Below are 25,388 nucleotides of genomic sequence, written 5' to 3'. Positions count from 1 at the left end.
TCAGCTCCAGAAGGTCAGGGGTGAAGCATTGCCGCGATAGCCGACAAAGAACGAAAGGCTCAGACGCGGATCCGCCACGCCCGGGGTCACCGAGTGCATGCAGCGCGAATTGAACATGATGAAATCGCCCGGCTCCGGCCGCACTTCCAGGGTCGGTGGGCCGAGCAGCGCCGGGTCGATGCCATAACTGTCGCCACGCATCTGGTCGAACTGATCCGGGGTGATGTCGTCGTCCCACATCTGCAGTGCGCCGCCCTCGGTCGGCATGTTCAGGTACACGTTGCAGGCGAACTGCGCCTCCAGGCTGCGGGCCTGAAAGCTGTCCGGGGCGTCCTTGGCGAAAATGTCGTGGTGGGCGAGGAAGCACACGCCGGGTTTGACCACCCGCGACAGGCCGACATACATCTTGCGGCCATAGAGGTTTTCCAGATGCGCGCCGGCCGGCCACGACTCGTCGAGCATGCAGCGCAGGGTGTCGACCGGCGAGGAATAGGGCGCACAGCGCTCGCGCAGTTCGGCGATGTTGCGGGTGGCGCGCTCGAAGTAGTCCTCGATCAGCAGCGGCTGGTTTTCCGCCTCGTAAAACGCCATGCCGATCCGGCCGATGCTCGGCGCGTTGATGTAGCCCTCAAAGCCCGGTGCAAGAATCTTGTCGCCAATTTCGATCGCCAGCGGCTCGGGCAAGAAGCCTTTGACGCGGATGGCGAGGACTTCTTCGTTGGCCAGTTTTTTTATGCACGTCTCATCGAGACGCTCGACGTCTAGCATCATTGTTTTTAGGTCCATCTATCGATAGTCAACGGAACCGGCGAGTGCGGTTCCCCCGGCGTCGGACGCTGCGCGGAGCAGCGCCCGAGAAGCTCAATCCACGCTGTAGTGGACGGATAACGTGCCTTTCTTCTGCGAAAGCGAGGCGATCGTGACTGCGCCCAAATCCTTCAGGCTGCGTACGTGGGTGCCACCGCAGCCATAGGCCGGCAGTTCGCCAAAACCGATTTCCCGCGCGCCTTCGCGCAGCGAGGTCAGGCGCGGCAGATCGTGTTCGATCCACTGACTGATACCGTGTTGAACGGTTGGCGCGTCGACTTCCTGGGCGGCATCGCCCGGCTTGAATTGCACCCGGCCCTCGTCCGGCCAGTGGTGCGCCTTGATCGGCGTCCAGCCCATGGCCTGCACGAAATGCCCGATCAGGTGCCCGGCCGAGTGCATGCGGGTGTTGTAGCGGCGACGTTGTTCATCCACGTGAATACAGGTCATGCCGGGTTTTACCGGGCGATCGACGTAATGCACGATCCGGTCAGGCTCCTGCACCACGCGCAGTACCTGGCTTTCGCCGATCATGCCGGTGTCACAAGGCTGACCACCGCCTTGCGGATGAAACAACGTGGCGCGCAGCACCACAGCAAATTCGTTCTCGTGGGGCGTGCAGTCGAGGACTTCCACATTAGCCTTGAGGTCATCACTATGGAAAAAGAGGCGAAGCGTCATATTCCATGCCCTTATTAAAGTGTCTTTTTTTATTATATGAATCGTGCAATAACGTGATAATCCGTTCAAACATCAAAGGACTTGTGCGCTGTGAGCATCAATCTTCCGCTGCCACTGCTCGGTGAAATGGCGATCTTCGTCAAGGTCGTGGAGACCGGCAGTTTCTCCGAGGCGGCCCGCCAGTTGGGCTCGTCGCCGTCGGCGATCAGTCGCAGCATTTCCCGCCTGGAAAAGGCCCTGGCTACGCGTTTGCTGCAGCGCACTACGCGCAAACTTCGCTTGAGTGACGGTGGCGAGGAAGTGTTCAAGCGCTGTCAGGAGATGGTCAGCGCCGCCAAATCGGTGATGGAGATCAGTGGGCAGTTCACCCACGAGGCGGAAGGGCTGGTGCGGGTCAGTGTGCCGAAAGCGGTCGGGCGTTTCGTGATTCATCCGCACATGCCTGAGTTTCTGCGGCGTTATCCGAAAGTCGATGTCGAGTTGCTGCTGGAAGACCGCCAGGTTGATTTGATTGACGATCATGTCGACCTGGCGATTCGCATCACTGACCGCCCGCCGGCCGGGCTGGTCGGGCGGCAGCTGCTGACCATCGACCATTTGCTCTGCGCCACCCCGCAATACCTGGCCGAACACGGCACCCCGACCCACCCGCATGACCTGCTTGATCACAGTTGCATCTATCTGGGGGAAACCCCGAGCGATGCACGCTGGAAATTCAAGAAGGGCAGTAAAGCGGTGACCGTCGGCGTGCGCGGCCGCTATGCCGCCAACCATACCGGCGTGCGGCTCGGGGCAGTGTTGCAGCACATCGGTATCGGCAGCCTGCCGTACTTCACCGCGCGCTATGCCTTGGAGCAGAAGTTGATTGTGCAGGTGCTGCCGGAGTGGACGTTCCTCGCTTCTTACCACGGTGGTCTGTGGTTGCTGCATTCGCCCACGCGCTACCTGCCGCCGAAGCTGCGGGTATTCATCGATTATCTGGTGGAGTGCCTGGAGAAGGAGCCGACGTTGAGCAAGCCGGGCAAGGCGGGGGCGCCGAATAATCTGGCGCTTGCGTATGAATTGCCGGAGAGCGAGGGGCTGCTTTAAAAGCAAAAGATCGCAGCCTGCGGTAGCTCTTACAGGAATCACATGTATTCCCTGTAAGAGCTGCCGCAGGCTGCGATCTTTTGATCTTCAAACCATTAAATCAGTGCTTGCTGTCCTGAGCAGACATCGCCAGCAACTGCTTTTCCTGATTCCAGTCGAACGGTTCGTCGTTCTGTTCGGCTTCGTAGCGACGTTCTTCCAGTGCCTGATACAGATCGATTTCTTCATCGGACAGGTAGTGCAGGCAGTCACCAGCGAAGAACCACAGCAGATCCCGCGGGATCAGGTGGGCTATTTGCGGATAACGGGTAATCACTTGGGTCAGGATGTCCTGGCCCAGGTACTGGCTTTCGATCGGATCGATCGGCAGGGACGCCAGCAGTTCGTCAAAGCGCTCCAGGAACAAGGCATGGCTTTCTTCGGGAACCTGTTCGGCCTCACCTACGGCGACCAGGATACTGCGCAGATGGTCGAGCAAAACCAGATGATCGGCAACGACGTTGGACACGAGATAAGTCCTCAAGAGCAAAACGGGCGCGGGAGTATAAAGCTCTCGTGCCCGTTTTTCACAAATAAACAGCTACACGGTCGTCGGCATCAGCGGACTTTGCCTTCTGCCTGTTTCAGCTCTTCCTTGTCGAAATCATCGACGTCGATCACCTTGCGCCGTGCTGCTTCGGCATCGCGCAGGGTCTGTGCTTCCTGCGGTTGCAACACCCCGGCCTCCAGTGCGGCGTCGATGGCGTGTTCGCCAGCCACCGGTTTGACCTGACCGCTCTTGAGCGAGGTGTGCAGTTTTTTGTGCAGCGGTTGGGCGGCATTCAGCAGATCGCTGGCGTGTTGCAGGGCACCGACGGCATCGTCGACGGACTGCGGGCGATAGCAACCGGCGAGCAGTTCTTCGAGGGTCGGATCGCCTTTGGCACGACCGATCACCGCTGCCACTTCGGCGCCGAGCTTGTCCGACGGGCCTTTATGGCGACGGCCGAACGGGAACACGATCACCCGCAGCAGGCAGCCAAACACTTTGTTCGGGAAGTTGCTCAGCAGCTCATCCAGTGCCCGTTCCGACTGGCCGAGGCTTTCTTCCATGGCCCAACGGAACAGCGGCTCCATATGCGCCGGCGAATCCAGGTCGTGATAACGCTTGAGCGCAGCGGAGGCCAGATACAGGTTGCTCAACACATCGCCAAGACGTGCGGACAGGCGTTCCCGGCGCTTCAGTTCGCCACCCAGCAACATCATGCTGAAGTCCGCCAGCATGGCGAAAGCCGCTGCCTGACGGTTGAGTGCACGGAAGTAGCCCTGACTGATCCTGTCCCCGGGTGCATGTTCGAAGTGGCCGAAGCCCAGGTTCAGCACCAGGGTGCTGGCGGCGTTGCCGACGGCAAAACCGATGTGCTTGAGCAGCAGGCCATCGAATTCTTTCAGTGCCTGTTCTTTGTCTTCGCGGCCAGCGAGGGCCATTTCCTTGAGCACGAACGGATGGCAGCGAATGGCGCCCTGACCGAAAATCATCAGGTTGCGCGAGAGGATGTTCGCGCCTTCCACGGTGATGAAGATCGGTGCGCCGTTCCAGCTGCGTCCGAGGTAGTTGTTCGGACCCATGATGATTGCCTTGCCGCCGTGCACGTCCATGGCGTGGGTGATGCACTCGCGGCCGCGTTCGGTCAGGTGATACTTGAGGATCGCCGACAGTACCGACGGTTTCTCGCCCAGATCCACCGCGTTGGCGGTGAGCATGCGCGCGGCGTCCATCATCCAGGCGTTGCCGCCGATGCGTGCCATGGCTTCCTGAATGCCTTCGAAGGCCGACAACGGGACGTTGAACTGCTCACGAATCTGCGCGTATTGACCGGTCACCAGGCTGGTGAATTTGGCCGCGCCAGTGCCGACTGCCGGCAGCGAGATCGAACGCCCGACCGACAGGCAGTTCATCAGCATCATCCAGCCCTTGCCGAGCATTTCCTGGCCACCGATGAGGTAGTCCAGCGGGATGAACACGTCTTTGCCCGAGTTCGGGCCGTTCATGAACGCTGCACCCAGTGGCAGGTGACGACGGCCGATTTCCACACCCGGTGTATCGGTAGGAATCAGCGCCAGACTGATGCCGAGATCTTCCTTGTCGCCCAGCAGATGCTCCGGGTCATAGGCCTTGAAGGCCAGACCGAGCAGGGTCGCGACCGGGCCGAGGGTGATGTAGCGTTTTTCCCAGTTCAGGCGCAGACCGATGACTTCCTGGCCTTCCCATTCACCTTTGCAGATGATCCCGGTGTCCGGCATGGCGCCGGCATCGGAACCGGCCAGTGGGCCGGTGAGGGCGAAGCACGGAATGTCGTCGCCACGGGCCAGCCGCGGCAGGTAGTGGTTGCGTTGCTCATCGGTGCCGTAATGCAGCAGCAGTTCGGCCGGGCCGAGGGAGTTGGGCACCATCACGGTGGAGGCGAGGTCGCCGCTGCGGGTCGCGAGTTTCATCGCTACTTGCGAGTGGGCGTAGGCGGAAAAGCCCTTGCCGCCGAACTCCTTGGGAATGATCAGGGCGAAGAAACCGTGCTCCTTGATGTGGCTCCAGGCTTCGGGTGGCAGATCCATCGACTGGCCGATCTGCCAGTCAGTGACCATTGCGCAGAGTTCTTCGGTCGGACCGTCGATGAAGGCTTGTTCCTCTTCGCTCAGTTGCGCTTTTGGATAGGACAGCAGTTTGTCCCAGTCCGGACGGCCGCTGAACAGTTCACCGTCCCACCACACGGTACCGGCATCGATCGCGTCGCGTTCGGTCTGCGACATCGGCGGCAGGGTTTTCTGGAACCAGTTGAACAGCGGCGCGGTGAAGTGTTTGCGGCGCAGGTCAGGCAGCATCAACGGCGCGGCCACCACAGCAAGCACGATCCAGAACAGCAGCAGCAACCAGCCCGGGGCATGGCTGAAAATGCCCATCGCCAGCAGGTAAATGGCGACGATACCCAACGCGGGCAAGGGGGCGATGCGGCGGTGGGCGAGATACGCCACACCGACGATCAGAACCAGTATCCACAACAACAGCATATGTAATCCTCCGTGAACCAAGGCAAACCGACCCTCCAGAGCTTAGACGGCATCTGTAAAACGGGGTGGTCAGAACATGGTGATTGAACTCGTGGGAAACCCCGGATGTTTTTCGTAGGTTCGGTGGGCAACATCCGTGGGAAATCGTTCGCCGTTCCCGCGTCTTTGCGTCCATGTTTGGCCGAAACGTCGTTATCTCTGTGCTTGAGCTGTCGCTAGACTCGGGGCTCACCCAGGAGAACATCGTCATGCGCGAGTATCTGAGTCCCGGCCGCTTCATCGATAGTGACCACCCGGCGGTGGTGGAGTTCGCCGAACAACACCGCGGTGCCAGCCGCGACCCGCTCGCGCAGGCGATCAGTCTCTATCACGCCGTGCGCGATGCGGTGCGCTACAACCCGTATACCTTCAGCCTCGACCCGCAAACCCTGTGCGGCAGCTATGCGCTGGCCACCGGGGAAAGCTATTGCGTGCCCAAGGCCACATTGCTGGCCGGGTGCGCACGGCATTGCGGCATTCCCGCACGCATCGGTCTGGCCGACGTCAAGAATCACCTGTCGACCCCGCGTCTGCTGGAACTGCTGCGCAGCGATGTGTTTGCCATGCACGGCTACACCGAGCTGTTCCTCAATGACCGTTGGGTCAAGGCCACGCCGGCCTTCAATCAGCAACTTTGCGAGCTGTTCAACGTCGCACCGTTGGACTTTGACGGTATCAGTGACAGCGTTTTCCACCCATACAACCGTGACGGCGCGCTGTTGATGGAGTATCTGGTCGATCATGGTCAGTTCGTCGATGTGCCGGAGCGGTTCTTCTTCGAGCACTTGAAAAAGTGCTACCCGCATCTGTTCGGCGAACGTCAGGCGAAGGTGTTGGGCGATATGCAGAGTGATTTGAGTCGGGTCTGATCCGGCGTATGCTGCCTGCCCACGCATTGGAAAAGAGGCGGTCATGCTGAAGATCTGGGGACGGAAAAACTCATCGAATGTCAGGAAGCCGCTGTGGGCCGCCGAGGAGCTGGGCCTGGCCTACGAGGCGATTGACGCCGGTGGCGCCTTCGGTGTGGTCGACACGCCTGAATACCGCGCGATGAACCCGAACGGCCGGGTACCGGTGATCGAGGATGACGGCTTCGTGCTATGGGAATCGAATGCCATCGTGCGATACCTGCTGGCCAAGCATGCACCGAACAGCGCCTGGTATCCGGCAGACCTGCAAGCCCGGGCCGTCGCTGACAAGTGGATGGACTGGACCACCTCGAGTTTTGCCGGGCCGTTCCGCACCGTGTTCTGGGGCGTGTTGCGTACGCCAGCGGACCAGCAGGACTGGCCGGCGATCAACGCCGCAATCAAGGAATGCACCGCGCTGCTGGCCATGGCCGATCAGGCCCTCGCCAGCCAGCCATATCTGTCCGGCAGCGAAATCGGCATGGGCGATATTCCGCTGGGCAGTTTCATTTATGCCTGGTTCGAGATGCCCATCGAACGTGCCGCGCAGCCGCATCTGCAGGCTTGGTACGCACGGCTGAAGCAGCGTCCGGCCTATCAGAAAGCAGTCATGACCGCGTTGACTTGATAATAACTATCGACACTCTTGACTGTACTTGTGTGGCGGCGGCAAGCACCATTGCGCTCATGCGCCGTGGTTGTTTTGTTCGCCGCCCGGCCCAATCTTTCCTTTTCTTCCCTTCTTGGTGCGTAAATCCGATATGAGTTCCGCTCTGTCCATCCGGCAGCTAACCAAAACCTACGGCAACGGGTTCCAGGCCTTGAGTGGTATCGATCTGGACGTCGCCGAAGGTGACTTTTTCGCCTTGCTCGGCCCCAACGGCGCCGGCAAATCCACGACCATCGGCATTCTCTCGACCCTGGTCAACAAGACCAGCGGCACGGTGAATATCTTCGGTCATGACCTGGACAAGAACCCCGCCGCGCTCAAGCGCTCGATCGGTGTGGTGCCCCAGGAATTCAACTTCAACCAGTTCGAAAAGACTTTCGACATCGTCGTGACCCAGGCCGGTTACTACGGCATCCCGGCGAAGATCGCCAAGGAACGCGCCGAGCAGTACCTGACCCAGCTCGGCCTGTGGGACAAGCGCGATGTGCCGTCGCGTTCGCTGTCCGGCGGCATGAAACGCCGACTGATGATTGCCCGCGCCCTGGTGCATGAGCCGCGCCTGCTGATCCTCGATGAGCCGACCGCAGGCGTCGACATCGAACTGCGTCGCTCGATGTGGACGTTCCTCACCGAGCTGAACCAGAAAGGCATCACCATCATCCTCACCACGCACTATCTGGAAGAGGCTGAGCAGCTGTGCCGCAACATCGGCATCATCGACCACGGCACCATTGTCGAGAACACCAGCATGAAACAGCTGCTGGGCCAGCTGCACGTCGAAACCTTCCTGCTCGACCTGAAAAACGACTTGCACGCCGCGCCGCAACTGATCGGCTATCCCGCTCGGTTGCTCGACGGCCATACCCTGGAAGTCCAGGTCGACAAATCCATGGGCATCACCGCGCTGTTCACTCAATTGGCGCAGCAGAATATTGAAGTGCTGAGCCTGCGTAACAAAACCAATCGCCTCGAGGAGCTGTTCGTGTCTCTGGTAGAGAAGAATCTGTCGAAGGTGGCGGTATGAGTTCCGAGTTCCGCCCCAACCTCGTCGCCCTCCAGACCATCGTTTATCGCGAGGTCAAACGCTTCACGCGGATCTGGCCGCAGACCCTGCTGCCGCCGGCGATCACCATGGTTCTGTACTTCGTGATCTTCGGTAACCTGATCGGCAAGCAGATTGGCGGCATGGGTGGCTTCAGTTACATGGAGTACATCGTGCCGGGGCTGATCATGATGTCGGTGATCACCAACTCCTACGGCAACGTGGTCTCGAGTTTCTTCGGCAGCAAGTTTCAGCGTTCCATCGAGGAACTAATGGTCTCGCCGGTGTCGCCGCACACGATTCTGATCGGCTTCACCATTGGCGGCGTGCTGCGTGGCTTGATGGTCGGGGTGATCGTGACCATTCTGTCGCTGTTCTTCACCCATCTGCAGGTGCATCACCTCGGCGTGACCTTGCTGGTGGTGATCTTGACCGCGACGATCTTCTCGCTGCTGGGCTTCATCAACGCGGTGTTTGCGCGCAACTTCGATGACATTTCGATCATCCCGACGTTTGTGCTGACGCCGCTGACTTACCTCGGTGGCGTGTTTTACTCGATCACCTTGCTGCCGCCGTTCTGGCAGACCGTGTCGCTGGCCAACCCGGTGCTGCATATGGTCAATGCCTTCCGTTACGGCATTCTCGGGGTGTCGGATATCCGCATCGGCATCGCGATCACCTTCATGCTGGTGGCGACGGTGGTGTTGTACCTCGGTTGTGCGCGGTTGCTGGTGAGTGGGCGCGGGATGCGGACCTGATCCGAAAACGCGTCGCTGCCATCGCGAGCAGGCTCACTCCTACAGAAGGGCGCGTTCCAATGTAGGAGTGAGCCTGCTCGCGATGGGGCTTATTCAGACGCTACAAAAAAACGGCCTCCCACTGCGGAGGCCGTTTTGCATTCAAGATTTGCGGCTTTTCTTGCGCCGCGCCCATTGCCGCGCCACCCACCAACGCCAATACAGCATCACCGTGAAGTAAGCGAGGATGCCAAGTATCAATCCACACACTACCGACCCCAGCAAAAACGGCTGCCACATGGTCGACAACTCTCCGCTGATCCATTCCCAGGTCAACGAATCGGGCAGGGTGCGGGCGGGCACATTCATCAACCAGGCTCCGGCCTGATAAGTACAGAAAAACACCGCCGGCATGGTGATCGGGTTGGTCAGCCACACGAGGCTGACGGCAATCGGCATGTTGCCGCGCACGGTGATCGCCAGTGCCGCCGCCACCAGCATCTGCGCCGGAATCGGCAGGAACGCGGCGAACAGGCCGACGGCCATCGCCCGGGCCACCGAGTGCCGATTGAGGTGCCAGAGGTTCGGGTCATGCAGCAACTTGCCGAGAAAGCGTAAGGATTTGTGTTCCCTGATGCTCGTCGGGTCGGGCATGTAACGTTTGAATAAGCGCCGGGGCATAAGGCTTCTCGGTCGGTTAAGGCGGCAAGTATGTCTGGATTCTACGAAGCGCCCATTCAGACTTTGTGACAATTGTTGACGACGACCCGCCCTCATACCAGCTACCCCTAATGCACGAACTCTCAAGGACGGGCTTATGCGCACAGGGATGATGGCGCTGGCAGTCGGTCTGCTGGTTCCGGTTTTTTTGCCGGTTTTACCGCCGGTCGGGTTGATGATGTTGTTGCCGTTGGTGGGACTGATGTTGTTGCCGTTTCGCAGCTATCCCCTGGCGTTTCTGCTATTCGGTTTCACCTGGGCGTGCGTCAGTGCGCAATGGGCGTTGAATGATCGCCTGCCGGAAGCGCTTGACGGCGAAACCCGTTGGGTCGAAGGGCGGGTGGTCGGTTTGCCGCAAACCAGCGAGGGCGTGGTGCGGTTCGAGTTGGCCGATGCCCGCTCGCGACACGAAAAATTGCCGTCGTTGATGCGTCTGGCGTGGTACGCCGGGCCGCCGCTCAACAGCGGTGAGCGCTGGCGGCTGGCGGTGAAGCTCAGGCGCCCCGGTGGTTTGCTCAATCCCGACGCCTTTGATTACGAAGCCTGGCTGTTGGCGCAACGCATCGGCGCGACCGGCACGATCAAGGATGGTCAGCGCCTGGCCGAGGCAAACTGGGCATGGCGCGACAGCATTCGTCAGCGCTTGATGGCAGTCGATGCCCAAGGCCGGGGCGGTGCATTGGCGGCGCTGGTGCTCGGCGACGGCTCCGGGCTCAGCCGCGAGGATTGGCAGATCCTGCAGGACACCGGCACCGTGCATCTGCTGGTGATTTCCGGTCAGCACATCGGGATGTTGGCGGCGGTCATCTATCTATTGGTCGCCGGGCTGGCGCGCTACGGCTGGTGGCCGCTGCGCTGGCCATGGCTGCCATGGGCCTGCGGGCTGGCGTTTGCCGCGGCGCTCGGTTACGGCTTGCTCGCCGGGTTTGATGTGCCGGTGCAACGGGCCTGCGTGATGGTCGGGCTGGTGTTGTTGTGGCGCCTGCGCTTTCGCCATCTCGGCGCGTGGTGGCCGCTGTTGCTGGCATTCGATGCGTTGCTGTTACTCGACCCGTTAGCCAGTTTGCGTCCGGGTTTGTGGCTGTCGTTCGCCGCGGTGGGGATTTTGATTTTCACCTTCGGCGGGCGACTCGGTGCGTGGAAATGGTGGCAGACCTGGACCCGCGCGCAATGGCTGATTGCGCTGGGTCTGTGCCCGGTGTTGCTGGCGCTGAACCTGCCGATCAGCCTCAGCGGGCCATTGGCAAATCTGCTCGCGGTGCCGTGGGTCAGTCTGCTGGTGCTGCCACCGGCGCTGCTCGGCACGCTGTTGTTGCCGGTGCCTTACGTCGGTGCAGGCTTGTTGTGGCTGGCCGGTGGTTTGATCGACTGGCTGTTTCGTGGCTTGTCGGTGATCGCCGGGGCTTGGCCGGCGTGGATCTCGCCGTCGCTGCCGTGGTGGGTTTTGCTGCTCGGCAGTCTCGGCGCCTTGCTGTTGCTGTTGCCGCGCGGGGTACCGTTGCGACCGTTGGGCTGGCCGTTGCTGTTGATTCTGCTGGCGCCGCCGCGCGAGCGAGTGGCCGCTGGACTGGCCGATATCTGGCAGCTCGATGTCGGTCAGGGCCTGGCGATCCTGATCCGCACGCGTCATCACGCGTTGCTCTACGACGCCGGTCCACGCTTCGGCGATTTCGATCTGGGGGAGCGGGTGGTGGTGCCGGCGCTGCACAAAATGGGGGGCAAGCGCATCGACCTGATGCTGCTCAGTCATGCCGACGCCGACCATGCCGGTGGTGCGCTGGCGGTATCGCGGGGCCTGAACGTGACGCGGGTGATCAGCGGCGATCCGCCGGGGCTGCCCGCCATCCTGCGGGCCGAGGCCTGTGAAAGTGGACGTCAATGGCAGTGGGACGGGGTCAGTTTTCAGCTGTGGCAATGGTCGGCGGCCCATGACAGCAATCAGCGCTCCTGTGTGTTGCAGATCGAGGCCAATGGCGAGCGGCTGCTGCTGACCGGCGATATCGACACGGCTGCCGAACGGGTGTTGCTGGAGAGTCCGTTGGCGCTGCCGACGCACTGGCTGCAAGCGCCGCACCATGGCAGCCGCAGTTCCTCTTCGATGGCTTTGCTGCGGGCATTACGTCCGCATTCGGTGCTGATCTCCCGGGGGCAGGGCAATTCGTTCGGTCATCCGCACCCGCTGGTGCTCGCGCGTTATCGCCAGCAAGGGCTGCGCATCTACGACAGCGCGCAGCACGGCGCCATTCAGCTGCGCCTGGGCAGCTTTCAGGCACCGAGGCTGATGCGTCAACAACGGCGTTTCTGGCGTTGAAACACCATTGATCGCGGGATCGCCGAATGTGGCATCAGGTCGTCGGGGCAGCGGGTCTTAATCGCCAACCGGTATGGTAAAGTGGCGCACTTTTTCGAGGGGACTGTCACTGTGTGGGAATTGGTCAAATCCGGCGGCTGGATGATGTTGCCGATCATTCTGAGTTCCATCGCGGCCATGGCGATTGTCGCCGAGCGTCTGTGGACCCTGCGCGCCAGCCGCGTCACCCCCGAGCATCTGCTGGGTCAGGTCTGGGTCTGGATCAAGGACAAGCAGCTCAATAAAGAAAAGCTCAAGGAATTGCGCGCCAACTCGCCGCTGGGTGAAATCCTCGCCGCGGGCCTGGCCAACTCCAAGCATGGTCGCGAGATCATGAAGGAATGCATCGAAGAAGCCGCCGCGCGGGTGATTCACGAGCTTGAACGCTACGTCAACGCGCTGGGCACGATTGCCGCCATGTCACCGTTGCTGGGCCTGCTGGGCACGGTACTGGGCATGATCGACATTTTCAGCGCCTTCACCGGTTCCGGCATGACCACCAACGCCTCGGTCCTGGCCGGCGGTATTTCCAAGGCACTGATCACCACTGCGGCGGGCCTGATGGTCGGTATTCCGTCGGTGTTCTTCCACCGTTTCCTGCAACGCCGCATCGATGAGCTGGTGGTGGGCATGGAGCAGGAAGCGATCAAACTGGTCGAAGTGGTGCAGGGCGACCGTGACGTCGATCTGGCCGGGGACAAAGCGTGAAATTCCGTCGCAAACCCCGGGAAACGATCGACATCAACCTCGCGTCGCTGATCGACGTGGTGTTCATCCTGTTGCTGTTTTTCGTCGTGACCACCACCTTCACCCGCGAAACCCAGTTGCGCGTCGATCTGCCGGAATCGGTCAGCGGATCGCCCGCCGAAGACCAGCAGCTCAAGCAACTGGACGTCGCGATCAGCGCCGAAGGCGTGTTCTCGGTGAACAACAAGATTCTGCCGAAAAACGACCTGGCAACCCTGATGGAAGCCATGCAGAAAGAAGCCAACGGTGACACCAGCATGCCGTTGTCGATCAGTGCCGACGGCAAGACCCAACACCAATCGGTGATCACCGCCATGGACGCGGCCGGCAAGCTCGGTTTCAGCCATTTGCGCATGACCACGGTCGAGGCGGCGCCCAAATCCTGATGAGCCTGTCCGATCGTTTGCTCGCCGCGTGGTATCAGGGGCATCCGGCCCTGACGCTGCTGCGGCCGCTGGAAATGCTCTACCGCCGCGTGGTGGTCAACAAGCGTCAGCGCTTTCTCGACGGTGAAGGCCAGATCTATCAGCCACCGGTGCCGTTGATCGTGGTCGGCAACATCACCGTCGGCGGCACCGGCAAGACACCGATGATCCTGTGGCTGATCGAGCATTGCCGACGCGCCGGTCTGCGGGTTGGCGTGGTCAGTCGCGGTTACGGCGCCAAACCGCCGCAACTGCCGTGGCGGGTCACCGCCGAGCAGAGCGCCGACGTCGCCGGCGATGAACCGCTGTTGATCGTGCAGCGCACCGGCGTGCCGCTGATGATCGACCCTGATCGCAGCGCAGCGGTCAAAGCCTTGCTCGCCAGTGAGCCGCTGGACCTGATTCTCTCCGATGATGGCATGCAGCATTACCGCTTGGCGCGAGATCTGGAGCTGGTGCTGATCGACGCCGCCCGTGGTTTGGGCAACAAGCGCTGCCTGCCGGCCGGTCCGTTGCGCGAGCCGATCGAGCGCCTGCAAAGCGTCGATGGCGTGCTGTTCAACGGTGCCACTGCGGATCGTGAAGACGGCTTCGCCTTTCACCTGCAGCCGACCGCACTGGTCAATCTGCGCAGCGGCAAGCGCAAGCCGCTGGCGCATTTTGCGCCCGGTCAATCGGTGCACGCTGTGGCCGGAATCGGCAATCCGCAACGTTTCTTCAATACCCTCGAAGCGCTAGACTGGCGAGCAGTCCCCCATGCGTTTGCCGACCACGCCGAATACAGCGTGCAGGCCTTGAATTTCACACCGTCATTGCCGTTGGTGATGACCGAAAAGGACGCGGTGAAGTGCCGTGCCTTCGCAGCAGACGACTGGTGGTATCTGGCGGTCGATGCCGTGCCGTCACCAGCCTTCGTGGCCTGGTTCGACACCCAGCTGATGCGCCTGTTGCCCGATCGTCTTTTGCCTTAACTCTTTATCCAGGGAATGTTCATGGACACCAAATTGCTCGACATCCTCGCGTGCCCGATCTGCAAAGGCCCGCTCAAGCTCAGCGCCGACAAGACCGAACTGATCAGCAAGGGCGCCGGTCTGGCCTATCCGATCCGCGACGGCATCCCGGTGATGCTCGAAAGCGAAGCGCGCACCCTGACCACTGACGAGCGTCTGGATAAATGACCACTGCTTTCACCGTTGTCATCCCGTCGCGTTACGCCTCGACCCGCTTGCCGGGCAAACCGCTGCTGGATATCGCCGGCAAGCCGATGATCCAGCACGTCTGGGAACAGGCGAGCAAAAGTAGCGCCAGCCGTGTGGTGGTCGCGACCGACGATGCGCGCATCGTCGAGGCCTGCAAGGCGTTCGGCGCGGAAGTGGTGCTGACCCGTGAAGATCACAATTCCGGCACCGATCGTCTAGCTGAGGTCGCCGCCAAACTGGGCCTCGAGCCTGACGCGATCGTGGTCAACGTGCAGGGTGACGAGCCGCTGATCCCGCCAAGCGTGATCGATCAGGTTGCCGCCAACCTCGCCGCCCACACCGAAGCGCGCATGGCCACCCTGGCCGAGCCGATCGAAAACGTCGAAACCCTGTTCAACCCGAACGTGGTCAAGGTCGTCAGCGACCTCAATGGTCTGGCGCTGACCTTCAGTCGCGCTACTTTGCCGTGGGCCCGCGATGCCTTCGCCAAGAGCCGCGAGCAGTTGCCGGAAAGCGTGCCGTACCGTCGCCACATCGGCATTTATGCCTACCGTGCCGGGTTCCTCCAGGACTTCGTGAACTGGGGCCCATGCTGGCTGGAAAACACTGAATCCCTCGAACAACTGCGTGCCCTGTGGCATGGCGTGCGGATTCATGTCGCCGACGCGTTGATCGCGCCGCCAACCGGCGTCGACACCGTTGAAGACCTCGAGCGCGTTCGTCGCCTGCTGGAGGCCTGATGCGCGTTCTGTTCGTGTGCCTGGGCAACATCTGCCGTTCGCCCACCGCTGAAGGCGTGTTGCGTCACAAACTGCGCGCAGCGGGGCTGGCGGATCAGGTCGAAGTGGCCTCCGCCGGCACCGGTGACTGGCACGTCGGCAATCCGCCGGACAAGCGCAGCCAGGCTGCAGCCAAAGTGCGTGGTTATGACCTGTCGGCGCAACGCGCGCAGCAGGTCAGCCGTGCCGATTTCGCCAGTTACGACCTGATTCTGGCCATGGACAACAGCAACCTGCGCAACCTCAAGGCGCTGCAACCGTCCACTGGCAAGGCCGAGCTGGACCTGTTCCTGCGGCGTTATGCCGGTGTGCTCGATGAAGTGCCGGATCCGTACTACGACGGCGATCAAGGCTTCGAGCAGGTGCTGGACCTGATCGAAACAGCGTGTGACCAACTGTTGATCGAAGTGAAGGGCCGGTTATGAGTTTGCAGCTTCAATCACAGGTTTCGCTGAAACCGTTCAACAGTTTCGGCGTCGACGTGCGCGCGCAGTTGTTCGCCGAGGCCCACAGCGACGCCGACGTGCGCGAAGCCCTTGCCTATGCCACTGCCCATGAGCTGCCGTTGCTGGTGATCGGTGGCGGCAGCAACTTGCTGCTGACCGCAGACATTCCGGCGCTGGTGCTGCGCATGGCCAGTCGTGGCATTCGGCTGATCAGCGATGACGGCAGCCGCGTGGTGATCGAGGCCGAAGCCGGTGAGCCATGGCACCCGTTCGTGCAGCACACGCTGGCGCTGGGTTTTTCCGGTCTGGAAAACCTCAGCCTGATCCCCGGCACCGTGGGCGCGGCGCCGATGCAGAACATCGGCGCCTACGGCGTCGAGATCAAGGATGTGTTCGCCGGGCTGACCGCGCTGGATCGCCAGACCGGCGAGCTGCGCGACTTCAGCCTGGAAGAATGCAATTTCGCCTACCGCGACAGCCTGTTCAAGCAGCAGCCGGGGCGTTGGCTGATCCTGCGGGTGCGCTTCAAGCTCGATCGTGTTGCGCATCTGCATCTGGAATACGGCCCGGTGCGTCAGCGCCTGACCGAGCAAGGCATCGAGCAACCGACACCCAGCGACGTCAGCCGCGCGATCTGCAGTATCCGCAGCGAAAAACTGCCGGATCCGGCGGTGCTCGGCAATGCCGGCAGTTTCTTCAAGAATCCGCTGGTGTCGGCCGCGCTGGTCGAGCAGATCAAGGCGCAGCACCCGGATCTGGTGGCCTATGCGCAAGCGGACGGCCAGATGAAACTGGCCGCCGGCTGGTTGATCGAGCGCGCTGGCTGGAAAGGTTTCCGCGAGGCCGATGCCGGCGTGCATAAATTGCAGGCGCTGGTGCTGGTCAACTACGGCACCGCCACCGGCCTGCAATTGCTGGAGCTGGCGCAACGCATCCAGAAAGATATTGCCGAACGTTTCAATGTCGAACTGGAAATGGAGCCGAACCGCTATTGAGGCTACGCTTCAGGTCGGTATCCAAAGCCCTGCACTGAACAAAAAGTGCAGGGCTTTTTTGTTAACGGTGGGTTAACTTAGCCAGCTAACGATAACCGTCATTTGCTCCACCAAAGGCCCGGTGCAGACGTTCGCGTCGGCACAAGAGAGCCTGTGCCAACCACATATCAGTCAGCGATGACCCTGTGGCGAGGGAGCTTGCTCCCGCTGGGGCGCGTAGCGGCCCCGCTTTCAAGAAGGGCCTGCTCCGCAGTCCAGCGGGAGCAAGCACCCTCGCCACAGGCTCAGTGTTCGGCTTCACTGATGTGTATTGGCCCATTAGCCTGAGTCGATCTGCGTGAACCACCGCCAGTTCTGCTCGACCCTATAACCACCAAGAATATGCGGGCGTGCCCATGATTACCCTGAAACTCAATGGCCAGGATCACCCACTGGATGTCACCGAAGACATGCCGCTGCTGTGGGCAATCCGTGATGTCGCCGGTTACAACGGCACCAAATTCGGCTGCGGCATGGGCCTGTGCGGTGCCTGCACCATTCATATCGACGGCTTGCCGGCGCGCAGTTGCATCACGCCGATCGGCTCGGTGGTCGGGCAAAACGTCACCACCATCGACAATCTGCACGCCGATCCGGTCGGGCAGGTGGTGCAGCAAGCCTGGCTCGATAGCGCCGTGGCGCAGTGTGGTTTTTGTCAGGGCGGGCAGATCATGTCCGCCACCGCGTTGCTAAAGACCAACCCCGATCCGAGCGACGAGCAGATCGAAGAGGCAATGGTCGGCAACATTTGCCGGTGCGGCACCTACAACCGGATCAAGACCGCGATCCGCCAGGCCTCGACTCACTTGAAGGAGGCCAAGGCATGAGCCGCTTGCCGAATGATTTCGCCCTGAGCAATCTCAGCCGCCGTGGCTTTCTCAAGGGCGTCGGCGCCACGGGCGCATTGGTGCTGGCCGCGAGCTGGGGCTGGCAGGATGCACTGGCTGAAGACGCGCCGAAGAAGTTCGGTGCCGACGGCATGCCCAATGGCTGGATCGACGATCCCAAGGTCTACGTCAGCATCGCCGCGGATGGCACGGTCACCGTGGTCTGCAACCGCTCGGAAATGGGCCAGGGCGTGCGCACCAGCCTGACCATGGTAGTTGCCGACGAACTGGACGCCGATTGGGCCAAGGTCAAAGTCCGGCAAGCGCCGGGTGACGAAGTACGTTTCGGCAACCAGGACACTGACGGTTCGCGCAGCATGCGTCACTGGTATGAACCGATGCGCCGCTGCGGCGCGGCGGCCCGGACCATGCTCGAACAAGCCGCCGCCGCGCAGTGGCAGGTGCCGGTGGGCGAGTGCCATGCGCAGCTGCACAAAGTCATTCACAAACCATCCGGTCGCGAGCTGGGTTACGGCGAACTTGCCGCTGCCGCCAGTGCGTTGGCGGTGCCGGCGCGTGACAGCCTGCGCCTCAAGCAGCCGTCGGAGTTCCGCTACATCGGCAAGGAAGGCACCAAAGCCATCGACGGTGCCGATATCGTCAACGGGCGCGCGGTGTACGGCGCGGACGTGCATTTCGACGGCATGCTCTACGCCACCATCGCCCGTCCGGCGGTGTACGGCGGCAAGGTCAAGTCGCTGGATGACAGCGCCGCGCTGAAGGTTCCGGGTGTGCTGAAGATCATGCAGATCGAGAGCCGTCCGCTGCCTTCGGAATTCCAGCCGCTGGGCGGCGTAGCGGTGATTGCCAGCAATACCTGGGCGGCGATCAAGGGCCGCGAGGCGCTGAAGATCGAATGGGACGACGGCCCCAATGCCAGTTATGACTCGATCGCTTATCGCAAGGAACTGGAAACGGCGTCGCGCAAACCCGGCAAAGTGGTACGCAACACTGGCGATATCGACAAAGCCCTGAGCGGCGCAGCGAGCAGTCTCGAAGCGTCTTACTATCTGCCGCATCTGGCGCAGGCACCGATGGAGCCGATGGTCGCCATCGCGCGCTACGACAAAGGTGTGTGTGAAGCGTGGGCGCCGAGTCAGGCGCCGCAGGTGACTCGCGAACGCATCGCCGAGCGCCTCGGGCTGCCGTTCGACAATGTCACCTTCAACGTCACGCTGCTCGGTGGCGGTTTCGGCCGTAAATCGAAGCCGGATTTCGTCGTCGAAGCGGCGATCCTCGCCAAAGAGTTCCCAGGCAAAGCGGTGCGGGTGCAATGGACCCGCGAGGATGACATCCACAACTCGTATTTCCACACGGTGTCCGCCGAGTATTTGAAAGCCGCTGTCGGCAAGGACGGCATGCCCTCCGGCTGGCTGCATCGCACAGTGGCGCCGAGCATTACGGCGCTGTTCGCCCCGGGCATGAACCATGAAGCGGCGTTCGAACTGGGCATGGGTTTCACCAATATGGCTTACGCGATTCCCAGCGTGCGCCTGGAAAACCCCGAAGCCACGGTGCATACCCGCGTCGGCTGGTATCGCTCGGTGTCGAACATTCCTCACGGTTTTGCGATTCAGAGTTTCGTCGACGAACTGGCGCACAAGGCTGGCGTCGATCCGCTCAAGTACCAGATCAAGTTGCTCGGCCCGGATCGGCAGATCGATCCGCGTACCCTGAGTGAGGAGTGGAACTACGGCGAATCCCTCGAGCGCTACCCGATCGACACCGGGCGCATGCGCACGGTATTGGAAACCGCGGCCAAGGCTGCCGGCTGGGGGCGCCAATTGCCCAAGGGCCGAGGCCTCGGTCTGGCGGTGCATTACAGCTTCGTCACCTATGTGGCGGCGGTGATCGAAGTCGAGGTCAAGGACGACGGTACGCTGATCGTGCACAAGGCTGACATCGCTGTTGATTGCGGACCGCAGATCAACCCTGAGCGCATTCGCTCGCAGTTCGAGGGCGCGTGCGTGATGGGTCTGGGCAACGCGGTGCTGGGTGAAATCAGCTTCAAGGATGGCAAGGTCCAGCAGGACAACTTCCATATGTACGAAGTGGCGCGCATGTCGCTGGCGCCGAAGGAAGTTGCGGTGCATCTGGTGACGCCGCCGGGTGACGTGCCGTTGGGCGGAGTCGGTGAGCCGGGCGTGCCGCCGATTGCGCCGGCACTGTGCAATGCGATCTTCGCCGCCACCGGCCAGCGCATCCGCAACTTGCCGGTGCGTTATCAGCTGCAGGGCTGGCAGAAGGCGCAGGCGTAATGGACAGCGCCGATCTCAACGTCCTGCGCAGCGTGCTTGAATGGCGCCGCGCCGGGCAGCGGGTGGTGCTGTTCAGTGTGGTGCAGACCTGGGGCACTGCGCCCCGGGCACTCGGCGCGATGCTCGCGTTGCGCGAGGACGGCGTGGTGATCGGCTCGGTGTCCGGCGGTTGTGTCGAGGATGACTTGATCGCCCGTCTGCACGACGGGCGCATCGCCAGCGACGGCCCGCCAGTGCAACTGATTACCTATGGCGTCACCCGCGAGGAGGCGGCGCGTTTCGGCTTGCCCTGTGGCGGCACGCTGCGCCTGACCGAGGAGCGGGTCGCTGATCCGGCGTGGGTCGCCGAGTTGCTGGCGCGTTGTGAAAACCATGAGATTGTCGCCCGTGAGCTGAACATCGAAACCGGTGAGGTTGTGCTGTCGGCGGCGAGCAAATCCGATGTGCTCGAATTCGACGGCAAGACCCTGCGCGCCATTTATGGTCCGCGCTGGCGTCTGTTGTTGATCGGCGCCGGGCAGCTGTCGCGTTACGTGGCGGACATGGCGCGGCTGCTGGATTTCGAAGTGCTGATCTGCGATCCGCGTACCGAGTTCGTTTATGGCTGGGAAGAGCACCACGGACGGTTCGTCCCGGGTATGCCGGATGATGCGGTGTTGAGCATTCAGACGGACGAACGCACAGCCATCGTCGCGCTGACTCACGATCCCCGTCTGGATGATATGGCGTTGCTCACCGCGCTCGATTCGCCGGCCTTCTATGTCGGTGCACTGGGGTCGCGGGTCAACAGCCAGAAGCGCCGGGACAATCTGGCTCAGCTAGGCTTGTCAGAAGCCGCCATTGCGCGATTGCACGGGCCGATCGGTCTGCACATCGGCAGTCATTCGCCAGCGGAGATTGCTCTGTCGTTATTGGCGGAGATTGTGGCGATCAAGAACGGCGTCGAGTTGAAACAGAAGAAAGTCGTGGAGGGCGCATGAGTCGATCTATCGCAGTGATTGTGCTGGCGGCGGGCGAGGGCAGTCGCTTTCGCCAGGTTGCCGGTGCCGACAAGGACAAGTTGCTGGCCGATTGCACCGGGCGTGATGGCGCGGTGCGCTCGGTGATCGAGCAAGTGTTGCTGAATCTGCCGGCCAACCTCGACAAGCGGGTGCTGGTGACCACTGAAGCGCGGCCGCAGGCGATGCGCATGGCTCAGGCTTATGGCTGTGACGTGGTCTCGATTGAATCGACCGGGATGGGTGACAGTATTGCGGCTGGCGTTGCGGTTTGTCCGGATGCAGATGGCTGGCTGGTCGTGTTGGGGGACATGCCGTTTATCCTGCCGTCGAGTATCGAGCGGGTGGTGGCGGCAATGACCGATGACGCGGTTAGTGTGCCGGTGCAGGAGGGCGAATTTGGGCATCCGGTGGGGTTCGGGCGTTCGTTCGGGCCGGGCTTGCAGGCATTGAGTGGTGATCGCGGCGCCAGGCCTTTGTTCAAGCAGGGCAGGGTGATTGAGATAGCGGTGGATGATCCCGGGGTGTTTTGGGATATCGATGTGCCCGATTCTCTTGTATTCCCCCAATCCTGAGCCTCCTGCAGAGCTTTTGTGGGAGCGGGCTTGCTCGCGAATGCGGAGCGTCAGTGACTTCCAGGGTGGCTGACACACCGCATTCGCGAGCAAGCCCGCTCCCACATTGAAGGGTGGTGAAGCTTGAACTGGAGGCATGAAAAAGCCCCGCCTGATTGCTCAGGCGGGGCTTTTTATTGGCTTGCGGAATCAGACGAGCGGTTTAGGCTCGTGTTCTTTTTCCTCGGTCGCTTGGTGATGCTCGACCGCGTCCTGAACGGAGCGTGGTGCTTCGGCGATCACCGATTCAACCACCGCTTCTTCAGTCACGGCAGCAACCTCGACCACTTCAGCAGCCGGAGCAGCAGCGGCAGCCAGTTCGGCTTCCTTCTGCAGACGCTCGGCTTCACGCTTGCGGCGACGCACTTCACGTGGGTCGTTTGGCGCACGGCCGTTTGGCGTCAGGGCGCTGACCGGAGCGGCTTCAACCACTGGAGCAGGGGCTTCGGCAACCACTGGCGCTTCGACCACCGGTGTTTCAACCACTGGCGCTGGAGCAGGTTCAGCGGCTTCGACCACTGGCGCGGCAGCCTTGGCTTCTTCAACCACTGGGGCTTCAACGACTGGCGCTGGCGTTTCAGCGACGGCAGGCTCGGCAACCCAGTTGAACGCGGTCTGTTCTTCACGAACTTCACGCACGGTTTCGGTCACGGTTTCAGCGACGGTTTCAGCAACCGGCTCTGCGGCCAAGACTGGCGCCTCAACGGCAGGTTGTGCAGCGGCTTCAACCTGAGGCAGAGTTTCCTGAACCGGTGCCACTTCGACTTCCGGAGCAGCAACCACTTCCACTGGGGTGGTGGCCTCAACGACCGGCGCTTCCACTGGGGCGGTTTCCTGAACAGCGGCGGTGGCGCGTTCGGCTTGCTCGTGAGCCTGTGCTTCGGCCGGAGCGCTGATCACGCTGCTGGCAACAGCGGCAGTGACGGCCAGGCCGGCAGCCAGATCGGCAGCGCTTGGTGCTGTTTCAGCGTGTTCGCCGGACTCGGACTCTTCCGAACCTTCGATCACGTTGCCGTTGGCATCACGCTGACGCTCGCGACGGTTGCTGCGACGACGCTGACCACGGGAGCGACGACGTGGACGATCGCCTTCGGCGTTGTCCTGACCGTCTTCCGGCAGTTGCTCTTCGTTGCTGTTCACTTCTTCTTCAGCAACGGCAGCAGCAGCTTGCTCGGCACGTGGTTGACGCTCTTCACGCGGTGGGCGCGGTGCGCGCTCTTCGCGTGGCTGACGGGCCGGACGCTCTTCTGCGACCACAGCGGCAGCGGCAGCTGCTACGGGTGCAGCCGGAGCGGCGTCCAGTGGCTCGCGCAGTTCACGTACACGCTCTTCACGCTCGCCACGTGGCTTGCGATCTTCGCGCGGCGCACGTGGTGCACGTTCTTCACGCGGAGCGCGGGGTGCGCGTTCTTCGCGGGCGGCCGGTGCTTCGCTGCGGGCTTCACGCGGCTCGCGGACTTCACGGGCTTCACGTGGCTGACGCTCTTCACGCGGCTCGCGTGGGGCGCGTTCTTCACGCGGTGCACGTTCTTCGCGCGGCTTGCGCTCTTCATCGCGGCGACCGTTACGGTTGCGGCTCTGCTGACGACCGTTGCGACGCTCTTCGTTGCGGGCTGGACGCTCGGTGGCCGGTTTTTCAACGACGACCGGAGCGGCTGGCTCTTCTTTGGTCGCGAACAGGCTGACCAGCGATTTCACCAGGCCCTTGAACAGGCTTGGCTCTGGCGCGGCAACCGGAGCCGGTGCAGCAGCGGCAGGCGCGGCGACTTCGGTCGGCACCGGCGCATTGGCACGGGCCGGCGCAGTCTTGACCGCGGCTTCCTGGCGAACCAGGGTGCGGGTCGCAGCGGCTGGCTGGACTTCTTCGACTTCGGCAGCGGCAGCAGCGATTTCGTAGCTGGACTGGTTGGTCGCAGCTTCCGGGCTGTCGTCACGCAGACGCTGAACTTCGAAGTGCGGGGTTTCCAGGTGATCGTTCGGCAGAATGACGATACGGGCACGGGTGCGCAGTTCGATCTTGGTGATCGAGTTGCGTTTTTCGTTGAGCAGGAACGCGGCGACCGGGATCGGCACCTGAGCGCGCACTTCGGCAGTGCGGTCTTTCAGGGCTTCTTCTTCGATCAGGCGCAGGATTGCCAGCGACAGCGATTCGACGTCACGGATGATGCCGGTGCCGTTGCAGCGCGGGCAGACGATGCCGCTGCTTTCGCCCAGCGATGGACGCAGGCGCTGACGGGACATTTCCAGCAGGCCGAAGCGCGAGATGCGGCCGATCTGCACGCGAGCGCGGTCGGCTTCCAGGCATTCGCGGACTTTCTCTTCCACGGCGCGCTGGTTCTTGGCAGGGGTCATGTCGATGAAGTCGATGACGATCAGGCCGCCGATGTCGCGCAGGCGCAACTGACGGGCGATTTCTTCGGCGGCTTCAAGGTTGGTCTGCAGCGCGGTCTCTTCGATGTCGCTGCCTTTGGTGGCGCGCGCCGAGTTGATGTCGATGGACACCAGGGCTTCGGTCGGATCGATGACGATGGAGCCGCCGGAAGGCAGTTCAACGACGCGCTGGAAAGCGGTCTCGATCTGGCTTTCGATCTGGAAACGGTTGAACAGCGGCACGCTGTCTTCGTACAGCTTGATCTTGCTGGCGTACTGCGGCATCACCTGGCGGATGAAGGTCAGGGCTTCGTCCTGGGCTTCAACGCTGTCGATCAGCACTTCGCCGATGTCCTGGCGCAGGTAATCGCGGATGGCGCGGATGATCACGTTGCTTTCCTGATAGATCAGGAATGGCGCGGAGCGATCCAGCGAGGCTTCTTTGATGGCAGTCCACAGTTGCAGCAGGTAGTCGAGGTCCCACTGCATTTCTTCGCTGCTGCGGCCCAGGCCGGCAGTGCGCACGATCAGACCCATGTCGGCTGGAGCAACCAGACCGTTCAGCGCTTCACGCAGTTCGTTGCGCTCTTCGCCTTCGATGCGACGGGAGATGCCGCCGGCACGCGGGTTGTTCGGCATCAGCACGAGGTAACGACCGGCCAGGCTGATGAAGGTGGTCAGGGCGGCGCCCTTGTTGCCACGTTCTTCTTTTTCGACCTGAACGATGACTTCCTGGCCTTCGCTCAGGACGTCCTTGATGTTGACGCGGCCTTCAGGGGCTTTCTTGAAGTATTCGCGGGAGATTTCTTTGAGGGGCAGGAAGCCGTGGCGCTCGGAGCCGAAATCGACAAAGGCAGCCTCAAGGCTTGGTTCGATGCGAGTGATACGGCCTTTGTAGATGTTGGCCTTCTTCTGCTCGCGTGCACCGGATTCGATGTCCAGGTCGTAGAGGCGTTGGCCATCTACCAGTGCAACACGCAACTCTTCGGGTTGAGTTGCGTTAATCAGCATTCTTTTCATGTAGTACCGTCGGTTTCCGGGCTGCCGGAAACGGCGTTCGGCACACACGACTTCTCACGGTCGGTGTCAGGTGCGTCGGGAGTGGTTGGCCATTCCCGTGTCCAGCGATGTCAGGCCAATTGGGCCGATATCGCGACGTACGCGTCCTGCTTGCTGTGGCTACTTAAGCACTCAGTCAGGAGGAGGAATCAACCAGCGGCTGTGGACGAGATGAAGCGTCTTGATAAAGCCTATTGCTACACAGTCCGGCGGTTGTGCATCTCCACCCTACACGTATCCCTGATAATTCGGGTGCTGCCGCGCGCAGAATCCGCAGCGGGTTGGCATTTACCGTGAGCTCCGAAAGGGGAGGTCACGCATCATGGCTAATTCAGGCGATGTTTCCGAAGCCTTCGCTCGGGGTCATCTGCAGCTGACTGCACTTTGTGAACTGGCCTCGAATATTTGCCTGTCAGGCGAGTGAAAACTCTGCTCGACGGTGTAATTCAGGCCTCATGTCACCTGCGCTTGTTACAACTGCAAA

At 61.7% G+C, this 25,388-nt stretch carries 23 protein-coding genes; 17 read left to right on the top strand and 6 right to left on the bottom strand.

All coding sequences use genetic code 11. The features are described from left to right. Positions 1-771: a 2OG-Fe(II) oxygenase gene (locus J1G18_RS25920; RefSeq protein ID WP_047600411.1), complete on the bottom strand. Its 771-nt coding sequence runs from the start codon at positions 769-771 to the stop codon at positions 1-3. Positions 772-861: 90 nt separating this feature from the next. Continuing rightward, on the bottom strand, positions 862-1,488 hold the full coding sequence (locus J1G18_RS25915; protein ID WP_097088482.1) for a hypothetical protein: 627 nt from the start codon (positions 1,486-1,488) through the stop codon (positions 862-864). A 90-nt stretch (positions 1,489-1,578) separates the two neighbouring features. Here J1G18_RS25915 and J1G18_RS25910 point away from each other — a divergent pair, with 90 nt between their 5' ends. Next, positions 1,579-2,577 (top strand): LysR family transcriptional regulator, encoded by a 999-nt coding sequence (locus J1G18_RS25910; RefSeq protein WP_223009116.1) that lies wholly within the window; start codon positions 1,579-1,581, stop codon positions 2,575-2,577. A 100-nt stretch (positions 2,578-2,677) separates the two neighbouring features. Here J1G18_RS25910 and J1G18_RS25905 read toward each other — a convergent pair whose 3' ends face one another. Together J1G18_RS25905 and J1G18_RS25900 are read right to left on the bottom strand one after the other, a co-directional pair. Continuing rightward, positions 2,678-3,085, bottom strand: coding sequence for a PA2817 family protein (locus tag J1G18_RS25905; protein ID WP_007967565.1), 408 nt, complete (start codon positions 3,083-3,085; stop codon positions 2,678-2,680). Between the two features lie 89 nt (positions 3,086-3,174). Next, positions 3,175-5,622 (bottom strand): acyl-CoA dehydrogenase, encoded by a 2,448-nt coding sequence (locus J1G18_RS25900; RefSeq protein ID WP_134787087.1) that lies wholly within the window; start codon positions 5,620-5,622, stop codon positions 3,175-3,177. Between the two features lie 248 nt (positions 5,623-5,870). Here J1G18_RS25900 and J1G18_RS25895 point away from each other — a divergent pair, with 248 nt between their 5' ends. The 4 genes from J1G18_RS25895 to J1G18_RS25880 all read left to right on the top strand — a co-directional run bounded on the left by J1G18_RS25895 (position 5,871) and on the right by J1G18_RS25880 (position 9,039). Then, entirely contained in the window at positions 5,871-6,530 is a 660-nt protein-coding gene (locus tag J1G18_RS25895) for a transglutaminase-like domain-containing protein (protein WP_098965047.1), read from the top strand. Positions 6,531-6,573: 43 nt separating this feature from the next. Then, positions 6,574-7,197 (top strand): glutathione S-transferase family protein, encoded by a 624-nt coding sequence (locus tag J1G18_RS25890; RefSeq protein WP_134787085.1) that lies wholly within the window; start codon positions 6,574-6,576, stop codon positions 7,195-7,197. A 133-nt stretch (positions 7,198-7,330) separates the two neighbouring features. Next, positions 7,331-8,263, top strand: a complete 933-nt coding sequence (locus J1G18_RS25885; RefSeq protein WP_027612335.1) for an ABC transporter ATP-binding protein — start codon at positions 7,331-7,333, stop codon at positions 8,261-8,263. Beyond that, entirely contained in the window at positions 8,260-9,039 is a 780-nt protein-coding gene (locus J1G18_RS25880) for an ABC transporter permease (protein WP_098965044.1), read from the top strand. The genes J1G18_RS25885 and J1G18_RS25880 overlap by 4 nt, the downstream gene beginning before the upstream one ends. A 141-nt stretch (positions 9,040-9,180) precedes the next feature. On the opposite strand, the gene J1G18_RS25875 is transcribed toward J1G18_RS25880, so the two are convergent. Then, positions 9,181-9,699 (bottom strand): DUF2062 domain-containing protein, encoded by a 519-nt coding sequence (locus J1G18_RS25875; RefSeq protein ID WP_098965042.1) that lies wholly within the window; start codon positions 9,697-9,699, stop codon positions 9,181-9,183. Between the two features lie 136 nt (positions 9,700-9,835). Between J1G18_RS25875 and J1G18_RS25870 the strand changes: the two genes are divergently transcribed. The 12 genes from J1G18_RS25870 to J1G18_RS25815 all read left to right on the top strand — a co-directional run bounded on the left by J1G18_RS25870 (position 9,836) and on the right by J1G18_RS25815 (position 21,436). After that, a complete protein-coding gene (locus J1G18_RS25870) occupies positions 9,836-12,049 on the top strand; it encodes a DNA internalization-related competence protein ComEC/Rec2 (protein WP_223009113.1) in 2,214 nt (737 codons plus the stop codon). A gap of 111 nt (positions 12,050-12,160) precedes the next feature. Next, the gene (locus tag J1G18_RS25865; protein WP_003227083.1) at positions 12,161-12,796 is read left to right on the top strand and encodes a MotA/TolQ/ExbB proton channel family protein; all 636 of its coding nucleotides are present in this window, start codon (positions 12,161-12,163) and stop codon (positions 12,794-12,796) included. Next, positions 12,793-13,221 (top strand): ExbD/TolR family protein, encoded by a 429-nt coding sequence (locus tag J1G18_RS25860; RefSeq protein ID WP_097088472.1) that lies wholly within the window; start codon positions 12,793-12,795, stop codon positions 13,219-13,221. Before J1G18_RS25865 ends, J1G18_RS25860 begins: the two co-directional genes overlap by 4 nt. Then, positions 13,221-14,231, top strand: coding sequence for a tetraacyldisaccharide 4'-kinase (gene lpxK, locus J1G18_RS25855; RefSeq protein ID WP_223009110.1), 1,011 nt, complete (start codon positions 13,221-13,223; stop codon positions 14,229-14,231). Before J1G18_RS25860 ends, lpxK begins: the two co-directional genes overlap by 1 nt. A 21-nt stretch (positions 14,232-14,252) precedes the next feature. Continuing rightward, positions 14,253-14,438 (top strand): Trm112 family protein, encoded by a 186-nt coding sequence (locus J1G18_RS25850; RefSeq protein WP_003174668.1) that lies wholly within the window; start codon positions 14,253-14,255, stop codon positions 14,436-14,438. Continuing rightward, positions 14,435-15,199, top strand: coding sequence for a 3-deoxy-manno-octulosonate cytidylyltransferase (gene kdsB, locus J1G18_RS25845; protein ID WP_223009107.1), 765 nt, complete (start codon positions 14,435-14,437; stop codon positions 15,197-15,199). Before J1G18_RS25850 ends, kdsB begins: the two co-directional genes overlap by 4 nt. Then, positions 15,199-15,663 (top strand): low molecular weight protein-tyrosine-phosphatase, encoded by a 465-nt coding sequence (locus J1G18_RS25840; RefSeq protein WP_223009104.1) that lies wholly within the window; start codon positions 15,199-15,201, stop codon positions 15,661-15,663. Before kdsB ends, J1G18_RS25840 begins: the two co-directional genes overlap by 1 nt. After that, complete coding sequence (gene murB / locus J1G18_RS25835; RefSeq protein ID WP_223009100.1) at positions 15,660-16,679, top strand: UDP-N-acetylmuramate dehydrogenase; 1,020 nt, start codon at positions 15,660-15,662, stop codon at positions 16,677-16,679. The genes J1G18_RS25840 and murB overlap by 4 nt, the downstream gene beginning before the upstream one ends. 395 nt (positions 16,680-17,074) lie before the next feature. Beyond that, positions 17,075-17,545, top strand: coding sequence for a (2Fe-2S)-binding protein (locus tag J1G18_RS25830; RefSeq protein WP_027612345.1), 471 nt, complete (start codon positions 17,075-17,077; stop codon positions 17,543-17,545). Beyond that, a complete protein-coding gene (locus J1G18_RS25825; protein ID WP_223009098.1) occupies positions 17,542-19,863 on the top strand; it encodes a xanthine dehydrogenase family protein molybdopterin-binding subunit in 2,322 nt (773 codons plus the stop codon). Before J1G18_RS25830 ends, J1G18_RS25825 begins: the two co-directional genes overlap by 4 nt. Beyond that, positions 19,863-20,843, top strand: a complete 981-nt coding sequence (locus tag J1G18_RS25820) for an XdhC family protein (protein ID WP_135296336.1) — start codon at positions 19,863-19,865, stop codon at positions 20,841-20,843. Before J1G18_RS25825 ends, J1G18_RS25820 begins: the two co-directional genes overlap by 1 nt. Beyond that, positions 20,840-21,436, top strand: coding sequence for a nucleotidyltransferase family protein (locus tag J1G18_RS25815; protein ID WP_223009096.1), 597 nt, complete (start codon positions 20,840-20,842; stop codon positions 21,434-21,436). Before J1G18_RS25820 ends, J1G18_RS25815 begins: the two co-directional genes overlap by 4 nt. A gap of 189 nt (positions 21,437-21,625) precedes the next feature. Here the strand turns inward: J1G18_RS25815 and rne are convergent, their stop codons facing one another. Further along, positions 21,626-24,865, bottom strand: a complete 3,240-nt coding sequence (gene rne / locus J1G18_RS25810; RefSeq protein ID WP_223009094.1) for a ribonuclease E — start codon at positions 24,863-24,865, stop codon at positions 21,626-21,628. Between the last annotated feature and the right edge of the window lie 523 nt (positions 24,866-25,388).

Origin of the sequence: Pseudomonas sp. MIS38 (assembly GCF_019891575.1) — a bacterium.
Classification (GTDB): Bacteria; Pseudomonadota; Gammaproteobacteria; order Pseudomonadales; family Pseudomonadaceae; genus Aquipseudomonas; species Aquipseudomonas putida_A.
Note: the sequence above shows the minus strand (reverse complement) of the source record. Positions and strands in the feature narration are given on the sequence as shown.